The 24,283-nt window shown below is 60.3% G+C and carries 19 protein-coding genes, 1 other RNA gene and 1 riboswitch; of the genes, 12 read left to right on the top strand and 8 right to left on the bottom strand.

Going from position 1 to position 24,283, the window contains the following annotated elements:
- Positions 1–33 precede the first annotated feature (33 nt).
- The 3 genes from UB90_RS03650 to UB90_RS03640 are packed head-to-tail and all read left to right on the top strand — an operon-like array spanning position 34 to position 5,409.
- Positions 34–609, top strand: coding sequence for an ImuA family protein (locus UB90_RS03650; RefSeq protein WP_065326211.1), 576 nt, complete (start codon positions 34–36; stop codon positions 607–609).
- A complete protein-coding gene (locus UB90_RS03645; RefSeq protein WP_204161378.1) occupies positions 551–2,029 on the top strand; it encodes a Y-family DNA polymerase in 1,479 nt (492 codons plus the stop codon). Before UB90_RS03650 ends, UB90_RS03645 begins: the two co-directional genes overlap by 59 nt.
- Positions 2,029–5,409, top strand: coding sequence for an error-prone DNA polymerase (locus UB90_RS03640; protein ID WP_065326209.1), 3,381 nt, complete (start codon positions 2,029–2,031; stop codon positions 5,407–5,409). Before UB90_RS03645 ends, UB90_RS03640 begins: the two co-directional genes overlap by 1 nt.
- 65 nt (positions 5,410–5,474) lie before the next feature.
- On the opposite strand, the gene UB90_RS03635 is transcribed toward UB90_RS03640, so the two are convergent.
- From UB90_RS03635 to nudC, 3 genes are all read right to left on the bottom strand, one after another.
- On the bottom strand, positions 5,475–7,529 hold the full coding sequence (locus tag UB90_RS03635) for a putative bifunctional diguanylate cyclase/phosphodiesterase (protein WP_065326208.1): 2,055 nt from the start codon (positions 7,527–7,529) through the stop codon (positions 5,475–5,477).
- Positions 7,530–7,762: 233 nt separating this feature from the next.
- Positions 7,763–8,230 (bottom strand): SRPBCC family protein, encoded by a 468-nt coding sequence (locus UB90_RS03630; protein ID WP_065326207.1) that lies wholly within the window; start codon positions 8,228–8,230, stop codon positions 7,763–7,765.
- Positions 8,231–8,302: 72 nt separating this feature from the next.
- Entirely contained in the window at positions 8,303–9,286 is a 984-nt protein-coding gene (gene nudC, locus UB90_RS03625; protein WP_065326206.1) for an NAD(+) diphosphatase, read from the bottom strand.
- A gap of 263 nt (positions 9,287–9,549) precedes the next feature.
- Here nudC and UB90_RS03620 point away from each other — a divergent pair, with 263 nt between their 5' ends.
- The 3 genes from UB90_RS03620 (at position 9,550) to UB90_RS03610 (ending at position 12,673) form a co-directional block, all read left to right on the top strand.
- Positions 9,550–11,445: a 5'-nucleotidase C-terminal domain-containing protein gene (locus tag UB90_RS03620; protein ID WP_065326205.1), complete on the top strand. Its 1,896-nt coding sequence runs from the start codon at positions 9,550–9,552 to the stop codon at positions 11,443–11,445.
- A gap of 233 nt (positions 11,446–11,678) precedes the next feature.
- Positions 11,679–11,777, top strand: an RNA gene (ffs, locus tag UB90_RS03615) — signal recognition particle sRNA small type.
- Between the two features lie 130 nt (positions 11,778–11,907).
- A riboswitch (cobalamin riboswitch) is annotated at positions 11,908–12,141 on the top strand.
- A 139-nt stretch (positions 12,142–12,280) separates the two neighbouring features.
- Positions 12,281–12,673 (top strand): hypothetical protein, encoded by a 393-nt coding sequence (locus UB90_RS03610; protein ID WP_065326204.1) that lies wholly within the window; start codon positions 12,281–12,283, stop codon positions 12,671–12,673.
- A gap of 20 nt (positions 12,674–12,693) precedes the next feature.
- Here the strand turns inward: UB90_RS03610 and UB90_RS03605 are convergent, their stop codons facing one another.
- The gene (locus UB90_RS03605) at positions 12,694–13,224 is read right to left on the bottom strand and encodes a protein-tyrosine phosphatase family protein (protein ID WP_065326203.1); all 531 of its coding nucleotides are present in this window, start codon (positions 13,222–13,224) and stop codon (positions 12,694–12,696) included.
- A gap of 227 nt (positions 13,225–13,451) precedes the next feature.
- On the opposite strand from UB90_RS03605, the gene UB90_RS03600 reads away from it, so the two are divergent.
- Positions 13,452–15,278 carry a DNA polymerase III subunit gamma/tau gene (locus tag UB90_RS03600; protein WP_065326202.1) on the top strand — a complete coding sequence of 609 codons (1,827 nt, stop codon included), beginning with the start codon at positions 13,452–13,454 and terminating at the stop codon, positions 15,276–15,278.
- Positions 15,279–15,334: 56 nt separating this feature from the next.
- Here the strand turns inward: UB90_RS03600 and UB90_RS03595 are convergent, their stop codons facing one another.
- Positions 15,335–15,880, bottom strand: a complete 546-nt coding sequence (locus UB90_RS03595; RefSeq protein WP_065326201.1) for a cysteine hydrolase family protein — start codon at positions 15,878–15,880, stop codon at positions 15,335–15,337.
- A gap of 82 nt (positions 15,881–15,962) precedes the next feature.
- Between UB90_RS03595 and UB90_RS03590 the strand changes: the two genes are divergently transcribed.
- The 4 genes from UB90_RS03590 (at position 15,963) to UB90_RS03575 (ending at position 19,045) form a co-directional block, all read left to right on the top strand.
- Positions 15,963–16,886: a GlxA family transcriptional regulator gene (locus UB90_RS03590; RefSeq protein WP_065326280.1), complete on the top strand. Its 924-nt coding sequence runs from the start codon at positions 15,963–15,965 to the stop codon at positions 16,884–16,886.
- Positions 16,887–16,997: 111 nt separating this feature from the next.
- Positions 16,998–17,342 (top strand): YbaB/EbfC family nucleoid-associated protein, encoded by a 345-nt coding sequence (locus UB90_RS03585; RefSeq protein WP_009175964.1) that lies wholly within the window; start codon positions 16,998–17,000, stop codon positions 17,340–17,342.
- 144 nt (positions 17,343–17,486) lie between these two features.
- The gene (gene recR / locus UB90_RS03580) at positions 17,487–18,086 is read left to right on the top strand and encodes a recombination mediator RecR (protein WP_065326200.1); all 600 of its coding nucleotides are present in this window, start codon (positions 17,487–17,489) and stop codon (positions 18,084–18,086) included.
- Between the two features lie 197 nt (positions 18,087–18,283).
- A complete protein-coding gene (locus UB90_RS03575) occupies positions 18,284–19,045 on the top strand; it encodes an isocitrate lyase/PEP mutase family protein (protein WP_065326199.1) in 762 nt (253 codons plus the stop codon).
- A 143-nt stretch (positions 19,046–19,188) separates the two neighbouring features.
- Here the strand turns inward: UB90_RS03575 and ltaE are convergent, their stop codons facing one another.
- The 3 genes from ltaE to UB90_RS03560 form a co-directional block, all read right to left on the bottom strand.
- Positions 19,189–20,238 carry a low-specificity L-threonine aldolase gene (gene ltaE, locus UB90_RS03570; protein ID WP_065326198.1) on the bottom strand — a complete coding sequence of 350 codons (1,050 nt, stop codon included), beginning with the start codon at positions 20,236–20,238 and terminating at the stop codon, positions 19,189–19,191.
- A gap of 142 nt (positions 20,239–20,380) precedes the next feature.
- Positions 20,381–21,709 carry an aspartate aminotransferase family protein gene (locus UB90_RS03565; RefSeq protein ID WP_065326197.1) on the bottom strand — a complete coding sequence of 443 codons (1,329 nt, stop codon included), beginning with the start codon at positions 21,707–21,709 and terminating at the stop codon, positions 20,381–20,383.
- On the bottom strand, positions 21,706–22,518 hold the full coding sequence (locus UB90_RS03560) for a beta-keto acid cleavage family enzyme (protein WP_065326196.1): 813 nt from the start codon (positions 22,516–22,518) through the stop codon (positions 21,706–21,708). Before UB90_RS03560 ends, UB90_RS03565 begins: the two co-directional genes overlap by 4 nt.
- A gap of 292 nt (positions 22,519–22,810) precedes the next feature.
- On the opposite strand from UB90_RS03560, the gene UB90_RS03555 reads away from it, so the two are divergent.
- Positions 22,811–24,211: an aminotransferase family protein gene (locus UB90_RS03555; protein WP_065326195.1), complete on the top strand. Its 1,401-nt coding sequence runs from the start codon at positions 22,811–22,813 to the stop codon at positions 24,209–24,211.
- Positions 24,212–24,283: the final 72 nt, after the last annotated feature.

The raw sequence follows: 24,283 nt of genomic DNA, 5'->3' as shown, positions 1-24,283 counted from the left end.
ACCCTGCCCCCTTCTTTGCCTTGAATATGAGCCATGGTCCAATCCTCCCTGCCCTTCCCCCTCGTTGAAGGTCGCGCCCATGAAGTCTGCGGCGCGGGGGCCTATAGCTTTGCTTTTGCACTGGCCGCCGCGCGCGGTGGGCAGGTGCTCTGGGTGCGCGAAACATGGGAGGTGGCACGAGTCAATCCGGATGGATTCGCCACTTTTATGGATCCGGCCGACCTGCTGCTGTGCAACGCCCAGAGCCAGCTCGAAGCTCTTGCCGTGACAGAGGAGGCTCTGCGCTCCGGTGCGGTGGCGCTGGTCATCGTGAGCCTCACAAAACCGCTGGGTCTCACCGAAGGGCGGCGGTTGCAACTGGCTGCGAAAGAAGGCAAATCCATCGCTCTCGCCCTGATCCCAGAGGGTATGGGCAGCAATGCCGCCGAAACCCGCTGGCGCTGCACCCCGCATTTTGACGCCGATGAATGTGCCAATGATCGCGCCGGGGACTCGACTCTGCAGCGATGGGAGCTTATCAAGAACAAATCAGGAACATTGGGTGTCTGGTATGTTCGATGGGATAGAGCGTCGCGTCGTCTCGCTATGGTTTCCCCGGCTGGCAAGTGACCGGGCGTTACGACTGAATCCGATTGATGGTCCCTTTGCCCTGACCCTCAAAGAGAACAACGCCAACCGGATTTATTGCCTCAATGCCGCGGCCGAGGCGCAAGGACTTCATAAGGGTATGACCTATTCTGATGCGCGCGCCTTTTGCCCGGACCTGCGCAGCCACGTGGCGCATCCGCCAGAGGATCAGCGGTTTCTGCAGGGGCTGCGCCGCTGGGCCACACGCTATTGCCCGTGGGTTGGGCTGGAGGGGGAGGACGGGCTGGTGCTGGACATCACCGGGTCAACCCATCTCTTTGGGGGTGAGGGCGCCATGCTGGCGCAAATGCGCAATCGACTGGCCCGCGCGGGAATGACGGTGCGGATCGGCTTGGGCGACACCCGCGGGGCCGCATGGGCGCTGGCCCGTCACGGCGAGGGGATCGCCCCCGCAGGTGCGATGTTAGACGCCATCGGTTCCCTGCCGGTTGCTGCGCTGCGCTTGGGTGCGGAGACCTCGGTTGCGCTGCAACGTCTGGGGATACGCAAAGTCCGTGAACTGGCCGCAACGCCGCGCGCGCCTCTGACCCGCCGTTTTGGCCCGGCCGCGCTGATGCGGCTGGATCAGGCCCTTGGGGACCAGCCCGAGGAGATCAGCCCACAAGCGGAGCCACCCCATTACGGCGTGCGCCTGACCTTGCCCGAACCCATCGGCCTGATCGGGGATGTCATGGCGGGTATCCAGGGACTGCTGGGGCAGCTTTGCCCCAAATTGCAGGCGCAGGAGGTCGGTGCGCGCAGGCTCTGCGTGACGCTGGGGCGCGTGGACCGTGACAGTCAGCAGGTTGAGCTGCGCCTTGCGCGCCCTTTGCATGATCCGCACCGCATCCTGCCCCTGTTCGAGCGCGGGCTGAAGGATCTGGACGCAGGGTTTGGCATCGAGCGTCTGCGCCTTGAGGCAACCGTGGTGGAACCGCTGCCCGCCCGGCAGATCAACCATGTGTCCGCCGGACGCAAGGATAAGCTCGATGACTTGATCTCTCGTCTTGGCACGCGGGTTGGGCTGGAAAACATCCAGCGGTTCCTGCCCGCTGACAGCCACATCCCAGAACGCAGCTTCATCATCTCACCCGCTGCCTATTCAGAACCTGTGCGTCATTGGTGCCCGGCCCGCCCGCGCCCGGTTGTACTCTTTGCGCCGGAACCCATTGCAGGGCGTACGCCGCATCCGCCCCAACGGTTTCGCTGGCGGCGTATGGCGCTGACCACCGGTCGCGCCATAGGCCCCGAACGCATCTGTCCCGAGTGGTGGCTGGAGGATGAGGCGTGGCGCAGCGGGCTGCGCGATTATTGGCGGGTGGAGACCCAAGAAGGGCGCAGGCTGTGGCTGTTTTTTACGCCGCAAGCACCGGGCTGGTTTGTGCAGGGGGAGTTCGCCTGATGGAACCCAACCGAACCCACCGCCCGGTCGAAGCCTTTAGCCCAGAGAGGTTGCGCACTCAGCAGACCGGCCCCGGCTATGCCGAGCTGTGCGTGACCAGCAACTTTACCTTTCTGACCGGGGCCTCCCACCCCGAAGAGCTGATGACGCGCGCAGCGGAGCTGGGACTGGCGGCCATTGCGATCACCGATCGCAATTCACTGGCCGGGGTGGTGCGCGCATGGAGTGCCCTAAAAGAACTGCGGCGTGAGGCGGAGGCGGGTGTTCAGATCCGCTCGCACCAGCGCATTGATCCTTCCTCACGACAAGACATTGGCAACGCCGCCACGCTCGAAAAACCAGCCACCCCGATACTGCCCAAGCTGATCGTTGGCTGTCGTCTGGTGCTGCGCGACAGCCAGACCGACTGGATCGCCCTGCCCCGCGACCGCACCGCCTATAGCCGCCTGACCCGGCTTTTGACCCTTGGCAAAAGGCGCGCGCCCAAAGGTGAATGCCATCTGGACACCAAGGATCTGCTGGCGTCCTGTCGTGGCATGACCTTGATTGCCCTGCCGCAAGCGGAGCTGAAGACGGCCATTCCTGACATTCGCAGGATGCAACAGGCCTTTCCGCATCATGTGTTTCTGGGGGCAGCCCCGCGTTATGATGGCAGCGATCAGGCCTATCTGGCTGCCTGCGCGCAGGCTGCACAGGTCACAAGCGCGCCCATGGTTGCGGTGGGGGATGTGCTGATGCACCGCGCCAGTCGCAGGCCGCTGGCGGATGTGCTGACCTGTATGCGCGAACATATCACCATTGATGAAATCGGCAGCCGCGCCTTGCTGAATTCCGAGCGCCGCCTCAAGGCAGGCGCGGATATGGCCCGGCTGTTTCGCGCCCACCCCGCTGCCCTGCGTCGCACATTGGAGATCGCAGATAAATGCAGCTTTGATCTCGGCGAGCTGTCCTATGACTACCCCCATGAAATTGTTGACGGAGAAACCCCGCAGGTGCGGCTCGAACGGCTTGCCGTTGAGGGGCTGAAGCGGCGCTATCCTGACGGGCCGTCAGAGAAGGCCATTACTCTTATGAAAAAGGAGCTGAACCTCGTCGCAGATCTGGGCTTTGCCGCCTATTTCCTGACCGTGCATGACATCGTGCAATACGCCAGATCGCAAAACATCCTGTGTCAGGGGCGCGGATCAGCAGCGAATTCGATCCTGTGCTATCTGCTCGGCATCACCGACGTCAGCCCCGATATGATCACCATGGTGTTTGAGCGGTTTGTCTCGCGATACCGGGGCGAGCCACCAGATATCGACGTGGATTTCGAACATGAACGCCGCGAAGAGGTGATCCAGTGGATCTACCAAAAATATGGCCGCGAGCGTGCCGGGCTTTGCGCCACCGTGATCCATTTCCGCTCTCGCGCCGCCATCCGCGAGGTGGGCAAGGTCATGGGCCTGTCACAGGATGTCACGGCGGGTCTCTCGGGGCAGATCTGGGGCATGAGCAACGGCGGCGTTGACCTGAAACGCATCGAAGAGCTGGGCCTCAACATTCAGGATCGCCGCCTGATGCAGACCATCCGGCTGATCGGTGATATCATCGGCTTTCCCCGGCATCTGTCCCAACATGTCGGCGGCTTTGTCATCACCAGAGGACGGCTGGACGAACTGACCCCGATTGAGAACGCCGCGATGGAAGATCGCACCGTGATCGAATGGGACAAGGACGATATCGACGCACTTGGCATCCTGAAGGTCGATGTGCTGTCGCTCGGCATGCTGACCTGTCTGCAAAAGGCATTTGCCCTGCTACAAACGCATGAGGGAAAGACATGGTCCATTGCCTCGGTCCCACAACGGGATAAGCCCACCTATGACATGCTGTGCCGCGCAGATGCGGTGGGGGTCTTTCAGGTGGAAAGCCGGGCGCAGATGAATTTTCTGCCCCGGATGCGGCCGCAGGAGTTTTACGATCTGGTGATCGAGGTGGCAATTGTACGCCCCGGCCCCATTCAGGGCGATATGGTTCAGCCCTATATCCGCCGTCGCCATGGACTAGAGGAACCCGAGCCCTTTGGCCCGGAGCTGGAACAGGTCACCAAACGCACATTGGGCGTGCCGCTGTTTCAGGAACAGGCCATGCAAATCGCCGTGGTCGGTGCGGGCTTCACCCCAGAAGAGGCCGACCACCTGCGCCGCTCGCTCGCCTCCTTTCGGCGGATGGGCACCATTGGCACGTTTCGGGATAAATTCATCAATGGCATGCTGGATAAAGACTACGCGCCAGAGGTCGCCGCGCGCTGTTTTTCTCAGATCGAGGGGTTTGCCGACTATGGCTTTCCCGAAAGCCACGCCGCCGCCTTTGCCATGCTGGCCTATGTCTCGGCCTGGCTCAAATGCCATTACCCGGCAGCCTTTGCCTGCGCGCTTTTGAATTCTCAGCCAATGGGGTTTTACGCCCCGGCCCAGATCGTGCGCGATGCCCGCGAACATGGGGTCGAGATCCGGCCCATCTGCGTCAATGCATCGGATTGGGACAACCAACTGGAGCGCCGCCCCGATGGCGCGCTGGCCCTGCGGCTGGGATTTCGCCAGATCAAAGGGTTTCGCGAAGAGGATGCAGGCTGGATCACCGCGGCACGCGGCAATGGCTATCCTGATCCGGACACGCTGTGGCTCCGGGCTGGGGTGCGTCCCGACGTGTTGACACGGCTGGCCGAGGCGGATGCGTTTTCAGACATGGGGCTCACGCGCCGCGATGCTCTGTGGCAGGTCAAGGCCATTCGCAGCCCACAGCCACTGCCCCTGTTTAACGATCCGATTGATGGTGAGAGTATCTCTGAGCCATCGGTTGATTTGCCCGTGATGCATCTGGGCGAAGAAGTGGTAGAGGATTACGTGGCCACGCGGCTGACCTTGCGCGCGCATCCGATGGAATTGCTGCGCCCCTCCTTGCCGGGCCTTACCCCGCATGCGGCGCTGCAGACGGTGCCGCTGGGGCGTCACACGGTCTGCGGTCTGGTAATCACCCGTCAGCGTCCGGGCACCGCATCCGGCGTTATCTTCCTGACGTTGGAGGATGAAACCGGGGTCAGTAATATTGTCGTCTGGCCCAAGGTCTACGAGCAATACCGCCGCATCGTGATGGGCGGGCGGTTGCTGCAAGTGCGCGGGTATCTGCAACGCGAAGGGATTATCGTGCATCTGATCGCGCAGGAAATTACCGACATGTCGCACCGTCTCTCGGATCTTGGCCATCCGCTGGATGAGGCTATCGGCATCACCCAACCTCAAGCCGATGATGCCCCACGCTCCAGACAGGTCACGTCAAGCGCACGCCACCCGCGCGAACAGGCCAAACGGTTGTTTCCAAGCCGGGACTTTCATTAAGCGCCCAAAGGGCTGCCCCGGCATTTGCCCAAGGCAGCCACAGGGACCGCGCAGCAGATTTCTGATCAAGCAGCACTTTCGGCGGCATCATCGTCGTCACATGCAATCCGGCGCATATCCTCGCGCGACATTGGTTGGCCAAAGTAATAGCCCTGCACAGAAGCGCAACTCTCACCGCGCAAGAAACTCAGTTCGTCCTCCACCTCGACCCCTTCGGCCAAGACCGGGATGTCCAGCGCGGCCCCCAACAGCAGCGTAGAGCGTACAATCGCCGCACGTTGGGCATCCTTGTGAACATCCTGCACAAAGCTGCGGTCTATTTTGATCTTATCAAACGGGAAGGCCTGCAAAGTGGCCAGCGATGAATAGCCAGTGCCAAAATCATCCATCGCAATGCGAATCCCGATGGCTTTCAGCTTATGCATCACTTTCAGCGTATGGGCCTGATCGTCGATGATGCTGGCCTCCGTAATCTCCAGCTCAAGACGCGCAGGATCAATTCCGGTCTCCATCAGGATATCCATCACATCCTCAATGAAGGAAGGCTGCACCAATTGCTGTGGGGCGACATTGACGGCCACACTATAAGGGCGGCTCCACTGCGCCGCCTCTCGGCATGCCTCACGCAGTACCCAACGCCCGATGTCACGGATCAGGCCCGTTTCTTCTGCAATGGGAATGAACTCCGCCGGAGAAACGCGGCCTCGATTCGGGTGGTTCCAACGCAGCAACACCTCAAAACCGACTGGCGCCAATGTATCGAGCGCGTTTTGCAACTGGTAAACCAATTCGAATTCGTCGTGCTGCAATGCCTGGCGCAAATCATGCACCATTTGGGTTTTTTCGCGGCTACGACGGTCCATTTCCGCATTGAACTGGCAAATCGGCGTATCGGGTTCGGACTTTGCGCGATACATGGCAACGTCAGACTTATGCAACAAGTCAGCGGGATCGCGGCCGTCTTCCAGCGTTGTGGCAATCCCGATCGACGCCCCCACCCGCAGCGACACCTCATCCAGATCAATGGGTTCAACAATTGCCGCATGCAGACGTTCGGCAAAGCTCTGCACTTCTTCGATACGGCGGAAACCTTCTTTGATCGCGACAAACTCATCCCCGCCCACGCGGGTAATGCACTCTCCCTCGCCTTCCTGTTCGATCAGGCGCAAGGCGACCTGACGCAGAACCGCATCCCCTGCGGCATGGCCATAGACATCGTTCACCTCTTTAAACAGGTTGAGATCCACGGTCATGATTGCGGCGCGCGCCGTTTCATTTTCATCGAGACGGATTTTAAGCGCATCCAGCTTGCGGGTAAGCCACATACGATTGGGCATGCCCGTCAGCGGGTCATGGGTGGCCGCATGGTTCAGCTGATGACGGGTTTCTCCCTCCATGTTCACCTCAATGCTGGCAGAAGCCATGGCGATCAGCAGGATGATGGCTGTCACAGCAAAGACCAGCAGCGCCATTGCGTTATCCGAGATGGTTTTGGGCGGCACCTCAATGGAGGAATCAAGGCGGATTTCAATCGCGCTCATGCCAGTGAAATGCATCAAGCATATGGCCAGAACCATCGCCAGTGCAGGCCAGACGCGCCCAGGAATCCCCCGCATGCGCCGCGTGATCAAACCATAGCTCAACGCGCCAAGACCAGCCCCCAAGACCACAGACACGATCACGGTTCCGATATTCCACTGGATCGTGCCGGGCAGCAGATAGGCGCGCATGCCCGTGTAATGCATGGCCGACACCGTCATCCCAAAAATCGCGCCGGCCATGACTGGTGCTGCCGCTCCGCGTGCAAAAGCAAGCCCAGCATTGGCAGCAAAAGAGCCCAGCACGCCAACCAACAGCGATGCGCCCGTCAAAATGGGTTCATACCCGTGCTCATAGCCCGGTTCATAAGCCGTCATGGCAATGAAATGCGTCGACCAGATAGTGGCCCCGGTGATCAAACCCGCCAGCGGCAACTGAACCAAGCGTCGTTTCCCGGTCCATTCCGTGAGGCGACCGGACATATGAACGGAAATCACCGATCCGATCACACATATCAAGGCAGCCACAGCAACAAGTCCAAAATGGTGTTCCTGTGTAATACAGTCCAGCAAGCGGTACATTCGTTATTCCTTGGGTCGTGCCGTTCCTGTTACGACGGTGCCACAAGGCGATTAACAACTTTCAAAATTTCAAATGCTGCCAGCGTAAAAAGTACTTTCAAATGAACCTTTTTTGCAGTCGCAGCACAGCCGCGATTCACATCCCGCTCACAGGGCAAATGCTTTTAAAAACAAAGAAGTAACCAAAAAACGGCTGCCGCCGTTCGATGTAAGATTTCACGAAAACTTGATGATCAGGCGATTTGAGTTTGGCGTTCTTCAATCAGCATCGCAAATTCGGCAACACGTTTGCGGAATTTACGGTTTAGCTTGTTGCGTGCCAATTTCAGCGATTGCACCAGCAGGCGCGCCGCCAGTGTTTTGGGCCGCAGGTCCAAACGCACCGTCATCCGTGTGCGTTGCGACGATAATGCCATCAGATCGACGCGCAACTCACCCGTCATGCCACTGCCGGTTGCGGAAAAGACCACCACATTGGGGGCATCGTATTCCAGAATTTCCAGCCGCATCTTCCGCTCTGATCCGCGAAACATAAAGACGACATCCCATGACAGATCTTCTGGCGCGGTGGAGCCGTCCCCATTGCGATGCACTTCAACACCTCGCCGGATGGCCGACCGCTCAAAGCTTTCAAAGTCCGTGACGGCCGCGAACGCCTCTGCAATGGAGCTATCGGTATCTTCTTTGGTTTCGAAGTGCATATCAGGACCTGTCGTTGGAACGGCAAAACATCATTTCACCGTGGGCTATGGCATAATGATAAACTATGTTGGTTACTCAAGTGTATCTGCAACCCAGTTTTCCAAAAGAAACCCCGCTATTGCCCCTTTGCGCGGGGCGCGCACCTTTGGGTGATTGCCTGCGATAGCGTCCATCACCTCTTGGCGTGTCAACCAGAATGCTTCTTCGATCTCTTGCGGATCAAGGGTGATGTCCTCGCTGACTGCAACACCATAACAGCCAAACATCAACGACATAGGAAAAGCCCAAGGCTGGCTGGCCAAGTAGCCGACCTCGCCCACCTTCACTCCGGTTTCCTCATAAACTTCGCGGCGCACCGCTGCTTCGAGGGTCTCTCCCGGCTCCACAAAGCCCGCGAGCAGCGAGTACATGCCCTCCGGCCACCCCGGTGACCGCCCCAGCAACACGCGATCGCCACGGGTGATCAGCATGATCACAACAGGGTCAGTTCGTGGAAAATGCGGGGCATTGCAGCTTGGGCAGCGACGCTGCCATCCGGCCTGCTCGACCCTGCTGGCATGACCGCAACAGGCGCAAAACCCATGGGTTGCGTGCCAGCCCAGCATCGCCTTTGCGGTCGCCGCAAGTTCTGCCTCACGCGCCGAAAGATGCGTCATCACCCGGCGCAACTCCATAAATGCATAAGCTTCGGGCAAATCTGGGTGACGCTGCTCGCTTGGATCAAGGAAACTGTTAAGGCTGGAAGCATCCAGATCTTCGGGCTCCCAATCGTCTAGGCTCACGGCAAAGTAACCTGCCCCTTGCGCATTTCGTCCCAGAAAAAGCGCATCATTCCGTCGCCCCGCCACAAGGGCATGATCGCTTTGCAGATAGGCCAGCCCTTCCGCGTCAGAGTGACCGCGCTTGCAGACGCATAAGGGCTTGCCGCGCCACAAAAGCACGATTTGCACGTCTGCCGCACCCCAGAGCTGATCTAATGTCGCGGTCTGCGTGCGCAAATGCGCCGCGCGATCCAGTCCGCTGCCGCCAAAGGTTACTTGCTCCGCTCGCTTCATGACTGTCTCGCTATTGAAATGCGTTGCTGCCAGCCACCGTCCGCAAAAGGGGATGACGTTTCATCATTGCAGACAGGCGATGCCGCATTCCCATGTGTGACACAAGCAAAAATGCCACGCTTTTCAAAAACTCGAAAAAAGCCTCTCGTTAGGGTTCCGCACGCCCCCCTGTCTCTGTTCTTCTATTTGTTAACGAATGAGAGAAGCACCGGACGCGAGACAATCACGGAGCGGTGCCGACGAGCGACGATGAATGGCATAGAATGACCGAAGACGACCAAGGCACCACGGGGACAGATGAGGGTGCTAGCGACCGATCAGAATTATCGGGACGATTGCGCGTGCTGGCCACCTCGGATGTCCATAGCCATTTGCTCAGCTACAACTATTACACCGATCAAGAGCACCCCGGAATTGGCCTCAGTCGCACTGCAAGCCTGATTGGCGCGGCCCGTAAAGAGGCCGCAGACTCCGGTGCGATTACACTGTTGGTCGACAATGGCGACTGGTTGCAGGGCTCTCCGCTTGCCGAAACTGACGCCGCTGATCCAAATGCCACCCCTGCGTCGATCCGTGCCTTTGAGGTCTTGGGCTATGATGCCGTCGGTCTTGGCAACCATGAGTTCAATTTCGGCCTTCCTGTCCTTGCCCGGGCGCTCTCTGCGCTGCCCTGCCCGGCGGTTTGCAGCAATATTACACCCCTTGCCGACGCCCATGCGCTGCCTGTTCAAAAGACCCTAATGCTGCGCAGGCGTGTGCCTTATGCACCCGCAGATGCGCCGGACGTAAAGATCGGGCTGTTGTCGATACTGCCGCCGCAAACCATGCTCTGGGATGCCGATCATCTGGAGGGGCGTCTGCGTGTCGACGATATCCTCAGCAGCGCACGCGCCGCGATCGCGGATCTGCGCAAGGCGGGGGCCGATGTGGTGATCGCATTGGCACATACCGGGCTGGGCCAGACTGACCAAGTCGCGGGGATGGAAAACGCGCTCAGACCTTTGTCGCACTTGCCCGGTCTTGATGCAGCTGTGAGCGGACATACCCATTTGTTGCTGCCCGCGCCCGATGGTGAGGATGCCGGGCTGGGTGTTCCCGTGGTGATGCCCGGCTCCAGTGGCTCACACCTCGGGGTGATCGACCTAGACCTGATCCGCACGCCGAAAGGCTGGCGTGTCACGCAGGGAGACTGCACCCTGCGCCCGGTTGCACATCAGACCCGAGATGGTCTCGTACCGGTGGTCCCGGAGGCACCGGAACTGGTCAACGCACTGAGCGATATTCATCAGCGCACCCGCGCCGATATGGCCACAAATGTTGGCACGCTCGCAACGCCACACCACTCCTATTTCACCTATTTTGGCGAGGATCGCGCACTCGCTCTCACCGCCGCCGCGCAAGCCGCTGCTGTTCGCCCGACCCTTGCAAAATCAGAATTCGCCGACCTGCCGCTTTTGTCGGCAGTCGCACCGGCTAAATTTGGCGGGCGCGCGGGGCCGTTCAACTACACCGATGTGCCCGCAGGAGAGATTTCGCGCCGCCATGTGGCCGACATCTACATTTATCCAAACGAATTGCGCTGCATTATCGTTGACGCACAGCACCTGCGGGACTGGTTGGACATGTCGGCAGGGCTGTTTAATCAGTTGGAGCCCAATGCTCCTGACCGCCTGCTGGCAAATCCTGCGCGGGCCGGACACAACTTCGATGTGATCTTCGGCTTGGAGTATGAAATCGACCCGACAGCACCGGCACGTTTTGATGCCGATGGACGCCTCTTAAACGATGCGGCAAGCCGTATCAGAAATCTGCGCTGGCAGGGGCACCCTTTGCAACCGGCCCAGAGGTTCGCAGTTGCCTTCAACAGCTACCGCAGCAGCGGAGGCGGCAACTTTCGTATGCTTGATCAGGCGCAGGCTCTCTCGCTGCCACCGCAGATGATCCGCGACACTGTCGGGGCCTATGTGACGTCGACCCTGCCAGCCGATCCATTGGCAGCGGCACCCTATCCGTGGCGCATCCGTCCGAACCTCGGCGTGGAGGCGATTGCCGTCACAGGCCCCGGCGTGCACCGCCACCTGCATGAATTGCCGGATGACGTCGCCCAAAGCGCGACCGAGCTGGATACAGGCTTTGTAGCGTTGAAACTACAGCTCTGAGTGGCACCATTTAGAGCTGCGCATCATCAAAGAGCGTCGTGATAAGCGCTGAGTACCTCAGCCATTGCGATGTCGGGGATGCCAAGGCAACCCCGGCGCGGTTATTGGATTACACCCACCGCCTCAGCGACACCTTCACCGTAGACCTCTGCCTTCCTTTCCACGCGCATCGGGTCAGGAAATCGCCCAGGCTGCGGGTTGTCATTGTATCGTCACTTCCCTATATCGGGATTCGAGGGGTTGGCGCGGGCAAGCGCCTCGCCAACCTGGTCAGGTCCGGAAGGAAGCAGCCACAACGAGCCCCGCTTGGGTCGATGTCCAACCTCTCACTTTATAAAAAGCCCCGCCTCTGGCGGGTTTTTTGTCTCTGGGCGTTTGCCCACACCTCCCAAACACAATCGAACGGCAGGGGTGATTTTGCACGTGCAGCAAGATCTTTATTGACGAGTCGGCAGCGCGCTCGCTACCTCTTCTTGAGATGGTTTTCGTTTCTCTATCCGAGGACGGAATGAAAAGGGAATACGGTGAGGTTCGGGCATATGCCCCGCCAAGTCCGTGACTGCCCCCGCAACTGTAGGCGGCGAGTACCCCGGCAAGACCACTGATCCGACACGGCCACATTGGCCAATAGGATCGGGAAGGGCCGGTACGCAATGACCCGCAAGTCAGGAGACCTGCCATCAATGATACGAACCTGAAACCGGGCGGGGTGTCCTGGAGGAGGTCTGACGGCTGACCGCTCTTGCCCGCCATTTAGCATTTAGGGGCAATGTCTCGCCCGAAGTCTCTCATTTTGCCCCGTCACAACTATCTTGGTGCGGAGGGCACGCAGAGAATGGACCAACAGCGATCACATGAATTTGTGTCGACCACATGTATGCATCTGGGGCGCCCCTGCCCGGCGGCACAACGGATGCTGAAAGCCTTGGCACAGGCGCTCGATAGCGCGCGCCCACTGACACAGGACGATTTTGAAATCAGTGGAGAGAGCCGCCTAGATGGATGCGAGAAAGCCTGCCCTGCGCGCTTTGCTGCCAACCACAGCCGCATTCGGGTGTTCTGTGACGTGACCTCATCGACCAAGACCGAAACGCTGGATCGGTTCGCTGATGCGATGCTGTCCAGTGATGCCAACACGATGAGCAGCACATGTGTATCGGAAATTCCGCGCGCCTTTGGCGAGGCGCGACCTGTGCGCAGTTATCACGACCAGCGCGCTGAGGTCTGACCCTCAGCGCAGCCTTCAGTTCAGGTCGGGGACCGTCTGCCAAAGGCCCACGCCATCTGTGCATCTGTCTCGACGGCGCAGGGCCGCAGCGCTCTGAGGCGGCTGAGCGCTGCCTCGGCAGGCTCGCCGCTTTCGATCATCAACCGCAGCACCGCCATGCCGGATCGACCGCAGCCTCCCCGGCAGTGGACCAGAACCCGGCCACCGCCAGACATGGCCTGACGGGCCATCGTGCTGATGTGTTGCCAGTGTTCGTCCATCTCTTCGGTGGGGATTTGATAATCCTCGACCGGCATATGGAACCAACGGCTGCCGAGGCCCTGTATATCCGTGCCCAGGTTCTCAACGCCGAGAATCACATGCTCCACCCGCGTGGTCATCGAAATCACCATTGACGGGCGCCATTCACGAATCAAACGCAAATCACCCGCGTAATCCCCCCCAGCGCCGGGCGCGCGGCTCAGCGCCAATATGCCGTCCCCAAACGACAGCGCGTGAAGCGATAGGGTCTGCACAGCCGACTGCGGCTGCAAATTCGTAGCACTCACCATTTACTCTCCCCCCCCGGGAGGCGCGGCGTAATTTCCGCGATACCTTCACGCTATCTTAACCCCGCCAAGTCTCAGACAGGTAGCCTTTTCTGTCACCTCCCCCATTCTGCCGGGTTCCCGTGCAACAGCGGTGGACGAAGCGGACAGCGGCGCTTAGTTTGCACAGGATCATTGGCGTGGCTCGCGAATCCAGCGGCACGCCCTCAAAGACCATCCGAAAGGCCCTCATGAGCGAGCACAGCCCCGAGACCTCCAGCGCACCGCAAAGCGGACAATATCAGGTTCTGGCACGCAAGTATCGGCCCGAGACCTTTGCCGATCTGGTCGGTCAGGACGCGATGGTGCGCACGCTGAAGAACGCCTTTGCCGCGGATCGCATTGCGCAGGCCTTCATTATGACGGGTATTCGCGGCACCGGTAAAACCACCACCGCGCGGATCATCGCCAAGGGCATGAACTGCATCGGTGAGGACGGTCAGGGCGGCCCGACCACGGAGCCCTGCGGCAAATGCGAACATTGCACCGCGATCATGGAAGGTCGCCATGTGGATGTGATGGAGATGGATGCCGCATCGCGCACCGGTGTGGGTGACATCCGCGAGATCATCGACAGTGTGGCCTATCGCGCGGCTTCGGCCCGCTACAAGATCTACATCATCGATGAGGTCCACATGCTGTCGACCTCTGCTTTCAATGCGCTCTTGAAGACGCTTGAAGAGCCACCGGCGCATGTGAAGTTCATCTTTGCCACGACCGAAATCCGCAAGGTGCCGGTGACGGTGCTGTCGCGCTGTCAGCGGTTTGACCTGCACCGGATCGAGCCGGAAGTGATGATCGATCTGCTGCGCCGGATCGCCACCAATGAGACAGCCGAGATCGCCGAAGATGCGCTGGCGCTCATTACCCGCGCGGCAGAAGGTTCCGCACGGGATGCGACCTCACTGCTGGATCAGGCGATCAGCCATGGTGCGGGGGAGACCACAGCGGATCAGGTGCGCGCGATGCTCGGTCTTGCGGACCGGGGCCGGGTGCTGGATCTGATGGATATGATCCTGCGCGGCGATGCGGCGGCGGCCCTGACGGAGCTGTCTGGTCAATATGCCGAGGGCGCGGACCCGATGGCGGTGCTGCGCGATCTGGCCGAGATCACCCATTGGGTGTCGGTAGTAAAGATCACTCCCGATGCGGCAGAAGATCCGACCATCAGCCCGGATGAGCGCGCCCGCGGACAGGATATGGCCAGCCGCCTGCCGATGCGGGTACTGACGCGCATGTGGCAGATGCTGCTCAAAGCGCTCGAGGAAGTCGCCGCCGCACCCAATGCGATGATGGCGGCAGAGATGGCGGTGATCCGCCTGACCCATGTGGCCGACCTGCCCTCGCCCGAGGAACTGGTTCGCAAACTGCAGGACACCCCCCCGCCGCCACATCCAGGTGGTCCAGGTGGGGGACACCCCATGCAAGGCATGGGGTCGCCTGCGGCGGGCGGGGGAGGCGGGGCTCCGGCTTACGCCTCCGCCCCGCCGCAAGGCGCCCCCGGCGGTGGCCCCAATGGTGGGCACACTATGTCGGCAAGTGGCGGGCAAATGGCAGCACTTGCGCCGCGTGTGGACAGCGCCTTGGCGCGCTATCCGAGTTTTGAACATGTGATCGAACTGATCCGCAAACACCGCGATGTGAAGCTGCTGGTCGAGGTCGAGGGGGGCGTGCGGCTGGTGTCGTATCAACCGGGCCGCATCACCTTCACCCCCGCCGCAAATGCACCGCAGGACCTCGCTGCCCGCATCGGCACTGCCTTGCAAAACTGGACCGGAAGCCGCTGGGTGGTCTCCATTGCGCCAGATGGTGATGCGCCAACGATTGCGGAACTGCGTGACGCTGCCGAAAACGCCCTGCGTGCCGAAGCCTCTGCGCATCCTCTGGTGCAGGCGGTGCTTCAGAATTTCCCCAAGGCGAAGATCACCAAGATCCGCACGCAGGAAGAACTGGCCGCTGAAGTTCAGGCCGAGGCCCTGCCTGAGGTCGAGGACGAGTGGGATCCGTTTGAGGAATAACCCCTGTCATGGATAGGCTTCTGTGAGCCCATCCATGCCCGGCTCCTGCCCTGAGATCAGCGCAGCACCTCCGCCGCTTTGACCACCTTGGCATAGCCCATCGCCAATGGGGCCATAAATGCAGCGTGGACCTGTTCAGCCGACACAGACACACCGCCGAATTCAACTGCGCGGGCGGCGCAGGCATCCTCGGCAATGGTCACGCCAAAGCCAAAATCTGCTGCGGCCCGCGCGGTGGCGTCCACGCACATCTGGCTCATCGCCCCGCATAGGATCACCTCTTCAACTTCGGCGTCTTGCAGCAACTCCTGCAAGCGGGTGCCGTGAAAGCTGTTGGACCTGTGTTTGATCAACACCGCCTCCCCGTCTTTTGGCAGAACCGAGGCATGTATTTCCGCCCCCATTGAGCCAGTGCGAAAGAACGGCGCATCGGGATTTGGGTTTTCGTGCCGGATATGCACAACCAGATCGCTTTGCGCCCGCGCCGCCCGCAAGAGCTCTGCGGCCTGTGCGCTGGCGGCGGTCATCTCGTGCAATTCCCAGTCACCTCCGGGAAAATAGTCGTTCTGAATGTCAATCAGTATCAGGGCGATTTTTGGCATCTGTCTTCTCCTTTGCACGTGTCGCAAGGGTCAGACTGGCGCAACTTGACCACCGCCACACTTGGCGCATATGCCTATCTATATGCAAAATACGCCAAACAAACCTGTTGTTCTGATCGACGCTCCGGGTGCGCAGCGCGCCGCGCTCTGGGGATTGGCCGATCTCTTTGCCCTGATCCCGCGTCTCAGCCCCAGCAGCCGAGCGCTGGATCTGCAAATCTGCGCTTGGGATACCCTGCCTTCAAAACCGGTTGCGGCCCTCGTGTTTGTACCCTCGATCGAGGACACCCGCCCTGCCCCCGACCATCCACTGGTGGATTGGGCGGCGCAACAACATGCCCAAGGCGCGCTGGCCTGTTCTGTCTGCGCCGGCGCGTTCTGGCTTGGGCAGGCCGGGCTATTGGATCACCGACCGGCCACCACCCATTGGGCACTGGAGGCGGAGTTTCGACAGGCATTTCCAGATGTGCGCCTCGCACCGGAGCATATCCTTGTGGACGACCATGATGTGATCACCGCCGGAGGACTGATGGCGTGGACCGATCTAGGCCTGCATCTGACGGGACGCTGGTATGGGGCGGAAATGGTCACGCGCCTGGCCCGCCACCTGCTGATCGACCCAAGCGGACGGGAGCAACGTGCCTATTCTAGCTTTGCGCCCCCGCGACACCATGGCGACATACCAGTCCTGGCCGCGCAGCGTCACATGGATCGTCACTATGGCATGCCCCTGACTGTACCGACCTTGGCAGCGGTCGCAAACCTATCTGAGCGATCCTTTGTGCGCCACTTCACAGCCGCCACCGGACTGCCTCCCGCCACCTACTTGCAAGCACTGCGGGTGGAGAAGGCACGCGGCGCACTGGAGCGCGGGCAAGACAGCATCGCGCAGATCGCGTGGGACGTGGGCTATCGCGATGTGCCCGCCTTTGCTCGCGCCTTCAAATCCGTGACCGGCCTCACCCCCGGTGCCTATCGGGAGCGGTTTCGCGCGCATCAGGGATGAAGCGTGGCCAAACATATCAGAATGCGACGGGCCTTTCCCGGCTTTACCCTTGCCTGCGCGGGGTCGCGCACGTATCTAACAAGGCAAACCTGACATCAGGAGTGATAGGATATGTTCAAAGGCCTCGGAGGCCTCGGCGATATGGCCGGGATGATGAAAAAAGCCCAGGAAATGCAATCCAAGATGGGTGAAATGCAGGAAGAGCTGCACAACATCATGGTTGTGGGCGAAGCGGGTGCAGGTCTGGTAAAGGCCACAGCCAGCGCCAAGGGTGATCTGAAGTCGCTCGACATCGACCCGTCGATCTTTAACGGCGACGACAAGGAAGTGGTCGAGGACCTGATCCTTGCCGCCGTGAAAGACGCGCAAACCAAAGCGGCAGAGCGCGCGCAGGAAGAGATGACCAAGCTGACCGATGGTCTCGGCCTGCCCAAGGACATGAAACTGCCATTCTAAGGCAGGTGACATGCGGAGATCAGGCGGCCCAAGGGTCGCCTTTTTTCATGTCGTCGCGGTGGCAGCGCGCAGAATGAGCAGGCAGGGCTTGCACTTCTGGGTGTGATGCGGCCTAGTTGAACAGAAGCAGAACAGGACAGCACCATGGCGGCGCAGGACAACAGTGAAATCGAGGCATTGATCGCATTGATGGCCAAGCTGCCGGGGCTTGGTCCGCGTTCCGCGCGCCGGGCTGTACTGCACCTGATCCGCAAGCGTGCGCTGGTTCTGACCCCCTTGGCCGACGCCATGGGCCGCGTGGCAGAGACCGCGCGCGAATGCCTGAACTGCGGCAATGTGGGCACCAGCGACATCTGTGCGCTGTGCGCGGATGAGACACGCGCCAATGGCGAACTCTGTGTGGTCGAGGATGTGGCTGATCTCTGGGCGATGGAGCGCGCGGGCGTGTTCAAGGGCCGCTATCACGTTCTGGGCGGCACGCTGTCCGCACTGGATGCCGTGGGGCCAGAAGATCTGCGCATTCCGCGACTTGTGGACCGTGTGGCGACGGAAGGCGTGAACGAGGTGATCCTCGCGCTCAATGCCACCATCGACGGGCAGACCACCGCGCATTACATCGCCGATCAGCTGGAGGGTCGCGTCAAGCTAACATCGCTGGCGCAGGGCGTGCCGATCGGGGGCGAGTTGGACTATCTCGACGATGGCACGATTTCTGCAGCCCTTCGGGCGCGCAAAGAGATTTAACCCTCTCAAACCTACATTTGAGGAGCCGCGCGCGCCTGCTGGGCGTGGAACGCACGATACTCCAAAACCTTGAATAAACGCCCGTTCTCCGGCGGCGCAGCTTTCTACATGTGCTATCCAGTTGGCTGATCCAGTGGCTGCAGGCTCCCACATGGGAATGCCCCACGCAGCAGAACAAAAGACAAAAGGAAACCGCCATGTCGCAAACTGAGAAAGCCATCCGTTTCGCGGAGTTGCACAGGAAGGGCGATCCGCTTGTGCTCTACAACATCTGGGATGCAGCAGGTGCCAAGGCGCTGGTCGACGAAGGCGTGCCAGCGGTTGCAACCGGCAGCTGGGCGATGGCCGCAGCACATGGGTATGAGGATGGCGAATCCATCCCGCTGGATTTCGTGCTGCGAATTGTCGAGCGTATCTGCGCCACTGTAGCAGTCCCTGTCTCTGTGGATTTTGAAGGCGGCTATGCCACCACCCCTGCTGCGCTTGCCGAAAACACCCGCAAAATCATCCGCGCCGGGGCTGTGGGGATCAATTTTGAGGACCGGGTGGTCAATGGCGCGGGGCTGCATGCGATATCCACCCAAGCGGAGCGGATCAGGACCATCAGAGCGATCGCTGATGAGGAGGGCGTTCCGCTCTTTATCAACGCCCGCACCGATCTCTTTTTGGGCACCGCCCCCGCGACACACCCGGGCAAGATCCCGGACGCCCTCCAACGCCAGGCCGCTTATGCAGAGGCCGGGGCCAACTGCTTTTTTGTACCGGGGCTGACGGCGCCCGATCTGATCGCGCAAATCGTCGAAAGCGCCACAGACCCTGTGAACCTTATGATGATCGGAGATCTGCGCACTCTCGATACAGCCACCGCACTTGGCGCATCAAGGCTGAGTTACGGTGCTGGACCGTTTCTTCAGGCGCGCGCGGATCTCAAAAAAGCCCACGCGAACCTACGGGCCTGAGACCCTGCTGGCGGCAGCGGCGCGTCGTTCAGCGTCAGGCGTGACCCGCCGCGCCTGTGGCGCGGCGCAGGGCCCAACGCCGAGCAGAGCAGCTATTGCTGCTTGGATCGGGGGCGGGAGCGCCCCCCGCCTCGTACTAAACCTTAGCTATAATAGGATTTGAGCGCGGCAAGGGTCGCATCAAACCCCTCGCTGGTGACGTCTTTGTGCAGCACCATGCGGATGGCCCCGGTGCCTCCGGCAGAGAGCACCACACCCGCTTTGGCCAGTGCCACGCCCAGCGCCGCGTTGTCACCATCGGCGGGGGTGAAGAAGACCATGTTGGTATTGTGATCGACGGCACCTGCCCCCAATGCGCGCAGGGTTTCAGCGAGCGTGGCCGCCCTTGCATGATCCTCAGCAAGCCGGGTCACATTGTGATCCAGCGCATAAAGCCCCGCCGCTGCCAGTACACCGGCCTGACGCATGCCACCGCCCACCATTTTGCGCAAACGGCGCGCCCGCGCGATCAGGTCCTTTGGCCCCACCAGAACAGAACCCACAGGTGCCCCGAGCCCTTTGGACAGGCAGATGGAAACACTGTCAAAGCGTTTGGCAATCTCGGCCAGATCACATCCCAGTTCTGTCACCGCATTAAACACCCGCGCCCCATCCAGATGCACCGACAATCCCGCCTCGCGTGCAGGCACGATACAGGCATCAAGGCGTGCGAGAGACACTGCCTTGCCGTTATGGGTGTTTTCCAATGACAACAGCCGCGAAATCGGATGGTGCGAGTCATCTTCTTTAACCGCAGCGGTAATATCAGCAGGTTCCAACCCGCCATCCGCAGAGACTTTCAGCGGATCAAGAATAATCCCACCCAGCGCCGAGGCACCGCCAGCCTCATATTTATAGACGTGATAATCGCGCCCGGTGATCACCTCTTCACCGCGTCCGCAATGGGCCAGCATGGCGACGAGGTTGCTTTGAGTTCCCGTCGGCAAAAACAGGGCCGCCTCCTTGCCCGCACGCTCTGCGATTGAGGCTTCAAGGCGATTGAGGCTTGGATCTTCACCGTAGACATCGTCACCGACTTCGGCCTCTGCCATGGCCGCGCGCATCCCTGCATCGGGGCGGGTCACCGTATCGCTGCGCAGATCACAAAGCACCTGATTGTGCTGTGCGCCGGGCGTTTGTGTGTACTGGCTCATGATCCCTGTCCTTTAGTTCCGCCGGAGCGCGTGATGTCCATATGTGTCGCAGGCATATTGAAACCATCCAAAAGCGCAGTGCAATGGGCGGCGGTGTTGCCGATACAATCGCGCCACCCCTACAGACCGGACGACCACTCGGTCAGATCGCGCCGAGGCCCTGTTCTATTGCGAAGGTCAGCTTGTCACAAATCTCACCGATCTGGTCATCATTCACGATAAACGGCGGGGCCAGCAGGATGTGATCGCCATAGCGACCATCGCGGGTGCCGGACATCGGATAACAGATCAACCCGGCCTCTAACGCGGCCCGTTTGATACGTGCCGCCAATCCATGTGCGGGGTCGAAAGGTGTCTTGGTCTCGCGATCCTCAACCAGCTCCACCCCACGAAAGAGGCCCCGTCCCCGAATGTCGCCCACATGCGGATGCTGACCGAAGCGCTCTATCAGAGCAGCGTGCAACTGCGTGCCCATTTCAGCCGCACGTTCGACCAGATTGCGCGTCAGCATTTGCTGCACCACCGCAAGCCCCGCCGCTGTCGCCACCGGATGCCCGAGGTATGTATGCCCGTGCTGGAAGAACCCGGTCCCTTGTGCAATTGCCTCATAAATCTCGCTTGAGCAGAGCATGGCGCCGATAGGTTGATACCCGGCACCGAGCCCCTTTGCGATGCAGAGGATATCAGGTGCCACACCGTCCGCATCGCAGGCGAACAGATGCCCGGTGCGCCCCATGCCGCACATCACCTCATCAAAGATCAAAAGCACGCCATAGGTGTCACAAATCTCGCGGATCCGTTTGAAATAGCCCTCAACCGCTGGCACCGCACCCAAGGTCGCCCCAACCACCGGTTCCGCCATAAACGCCATCACCGTGTCAGGACCAAGACGCAGGATTTCTGCCTCCAGCTCATTGGCGACACGCTGCCCGTATTCAAAGCTGCTCTCGCCCTCTGCCCGGTCCACATATTCATAGCAAGGCGCGATATGCGACACACCGATAAGGAGCGGGTCAAACTGCTGCCGCCGCCACGCATTGCCGCCCGCCGCAAGCGCACCAAGCGTGTTGCCGTGATAGCTCTGCTTTCGCGCGATCAGATGGCGGCGCTGCGGCTCTCCTCGTTCCAGATGATACTGCCGCGCGAGTTTAATTGCCGCCTCTGTCGCCTCGGAGCCGCCAGAAACAAAGTACACCCGGTCCAATGATCCCGGCGCGTGCGAGATGAGCAGATCCGCCAGAGCCTCAGCCGGCTCTGAGGTCATAAACCCGGTATGCGCAAAGGCGAGCTTTTCAACCTGCTCCTGCACAGCTTTGATCACCGCGGCATCAGAGTGACCAAGGCAGGATACCGCGGCCCCACCGGAGCCGTCGAAATAGCGTTTGCCCTTGGCATCAATCAGATAGCAGCCATCTCCTGCCACTGCGGTGGGCAGATCGGATTTGGTATGACGGGGAAAAATATGGCTCATGTCGGCTCTCGCAGGTTGGCGCCCGGCACATCCGTTTGTGGCGCAAGGATATGACCACGCGCGGTGGCCTGTTGCAGGAAGGCCGCGACAGACGCGGCGTTGTCGGCCCATGACGCGCCATCTTCAGGGCCAAGGCTGTTTTCAAACCCAATCCGGACCTGTCCCCCGGCTTTGATCGCCGCAAGCAGGCAGACATGTTCCTGCGGCCCAAAGGCACAAAGCGACCACCGGAGAGCAAGTGGTGCAATCAGCGCCAAAAACTCAGGTAGCATTGCAGGCGCTGCGGGCTGGCCGGTGGCATATTGCCCCAACACAAGGATCACATCGCGCATCTCTTGCGGCACTGTCCCATCTGCGTACCACGCCTGTAGCTGCGCCACACAAGCGGGCGTATAAAGGATATGTTGCACTTGTGTGCCCGCTTCAGCGCAAACCGCATAGGCCCGTGCCGCCAGCGCCGCATCCCGTGCCATCTCTCGCACCGAGACGGATGCCGCTGCCGGGCGCAGCGCCTCAAGACAAGCGAGCTGCGCCGGGACATCAAAAAGACCTGCACTCTCGGTGGTGATCTGAATGCTCATGGCAGGCGCGCATTCCGTCACCGCTGCAATCGCATCCCGGTAGCGTCCCGCATCAAGCGAATGCACCCCCTCATCGTCCCGGACATGCATGTGCAGAGCTTGCGCGCCCAACTGGTGGCATGCCTTGGCGGTCGCGGCCAGTTCTTCTGCGGTCAGCGGCAGCGCGAGGTGATCATCTTTGCCCCGCCGCGCGCCGTTTGGCGCAACCATTAGTGTGAATTCCGTCACCGTTTTGGATCCTCATCTGCCACATGAGCTTTGGCGGCGCTGCTGATCGCGTCGACATTCTGCACCAGAGCCTCATGACCTTCCAAGTCACGCAAACCCTGCCCGCAGATACATATGTCCTCAATAGAAACATTTACGCACAAATGTTCTTTTTGAAATCGTTCTGGCCTTAAGCATTGGGTCCGTCTGGACCTATCCCCCGCCTTCGAATTGTCCTTTGCTGATTTTTGACAAAGTGCGCCGCCTCGGCGTTCTTCCTCATTCTTCGAATAAGCCATGAAAGGAACATGTCATGCACGGCACGTTCACCGACAACGATCTCAGCCACGTTATTGAGGCCGACAAAGCGCACGTCTGGCACCATCTGGTCCAGCACAAGCCGTTTGAGTCCTCCGATCCCCGCATCATCGTCGAGGGCAAGGGCATGCGCGTTTGGGACCAGAACGGCAAGGAATGGCTCGACGCGGTGTCCGGTGCGGTCTGGACCGTAAACGTCGGCTATGGGCGCGAAAGCATCTGCAAGGCGGTCTACGACCAGATGATAAAGATGTGCTATTTCGCGCAGGCGGCAGGCTCGGTGCCCGGCGCACTTTACGCCGAAAAGCTGATCGAGAAGATGCCCGGCATGTCGCGTGTCTACTACTGCAACTCTGGCTCTGAGGCCAACGAGAAGGCGTTCAAGATGGTGCGCCAGATCGCGCACAAGAAATACGGCGGCAAGAAGACCAAGATCCTCTATCGCGACCGCGATTACCATGGCTCCACTCTGGCGGCGATGTCCGCAGGCGGTCAGGACGAGCGCAACGCACAATACGGCCCCTTTGCACCTGATTTTGTGCGGGTGCCGCATTGCATGGAATACCGCAAGCACGAGCTGGGTCTGGATCATCTCTCGGGCGAGGATTTCGGCATCGCTGCAGCCAATCTGATCGAAGAGGTCATTCTGCGCGAAGGCCCCGAGACGGTTGGCGCGCTCTGCCTTGAACCCGTCACCGCAGGCGGCGGCGTCATTGAGGCCCCGGAAGGCTACTGGCCGCGCGTGCAGGAGATCTGCAAGCAATACGACGTGCTCCTGCACATCGACGAGGTGGTCTGCGGTATCGGGCGCACCGGGACCCATTGGTTCGGCTATCAGCACTACGGCATCAAACCCGACTTCGTGACCATGGCCAAGGGCGTCGCCTCCGGCTATGCCGCCATCGCCTGCATGGTCACAACAGAAGAGGTCTTTGATCTGTTTAAGAACGATGCCTCAGACAAGATGAACTACTTCCGCGACATCTCCACCTTTGGCGGCTGCACCGCAGGCCCCGCCGCAGCGCTGGAGAACATGCGCATCATCGAGGACGAAAACCTCCTTGAGAACTGCACCAAGATGGGCGAGCGGATGATGTCCAACCTGCGGGCCTTGCAGGAAAAGCACACCGTTATCGGCGATGTGCGCGGCAAGGGCCTGTTCCTTGGCGCAGAACTCGTCACCGACCGTGACACCAAAGAGCCGGTGGACGAGGCACTGGCACAAAAAGTCGTGGCGGAATGCGGAACGCACGGCGTGATCATCGGCGTCACCAACCGCTCGGTGCCCGGTCGCAACAACACGCTGTGCTTCTCGCCCGCTCTGATTGCCACAGCGGATGACATCGACAAGATCACCGATGCGGTAGATAAGGCGCTGACGACTGTCTTCGGCTGACACTGGAAATTGGCCTGATGTAATTTTCAAAAGGTGGCTCTTCTCACAGGGCCACCTTTCTTTCATTCCACG

This window comes from Tritonibacter mobilis (assembly GCF_001681715.1).
GTDB lineage: Bacteria > Pseudomonadota > Alphaproteobacteria > Rhodobacterales > Rhodobacteraceae > Epibacterium > Epibacterium mobile.
This window is presented reverse-complemented; position numbering and strand designations above follow the sequence as displayed.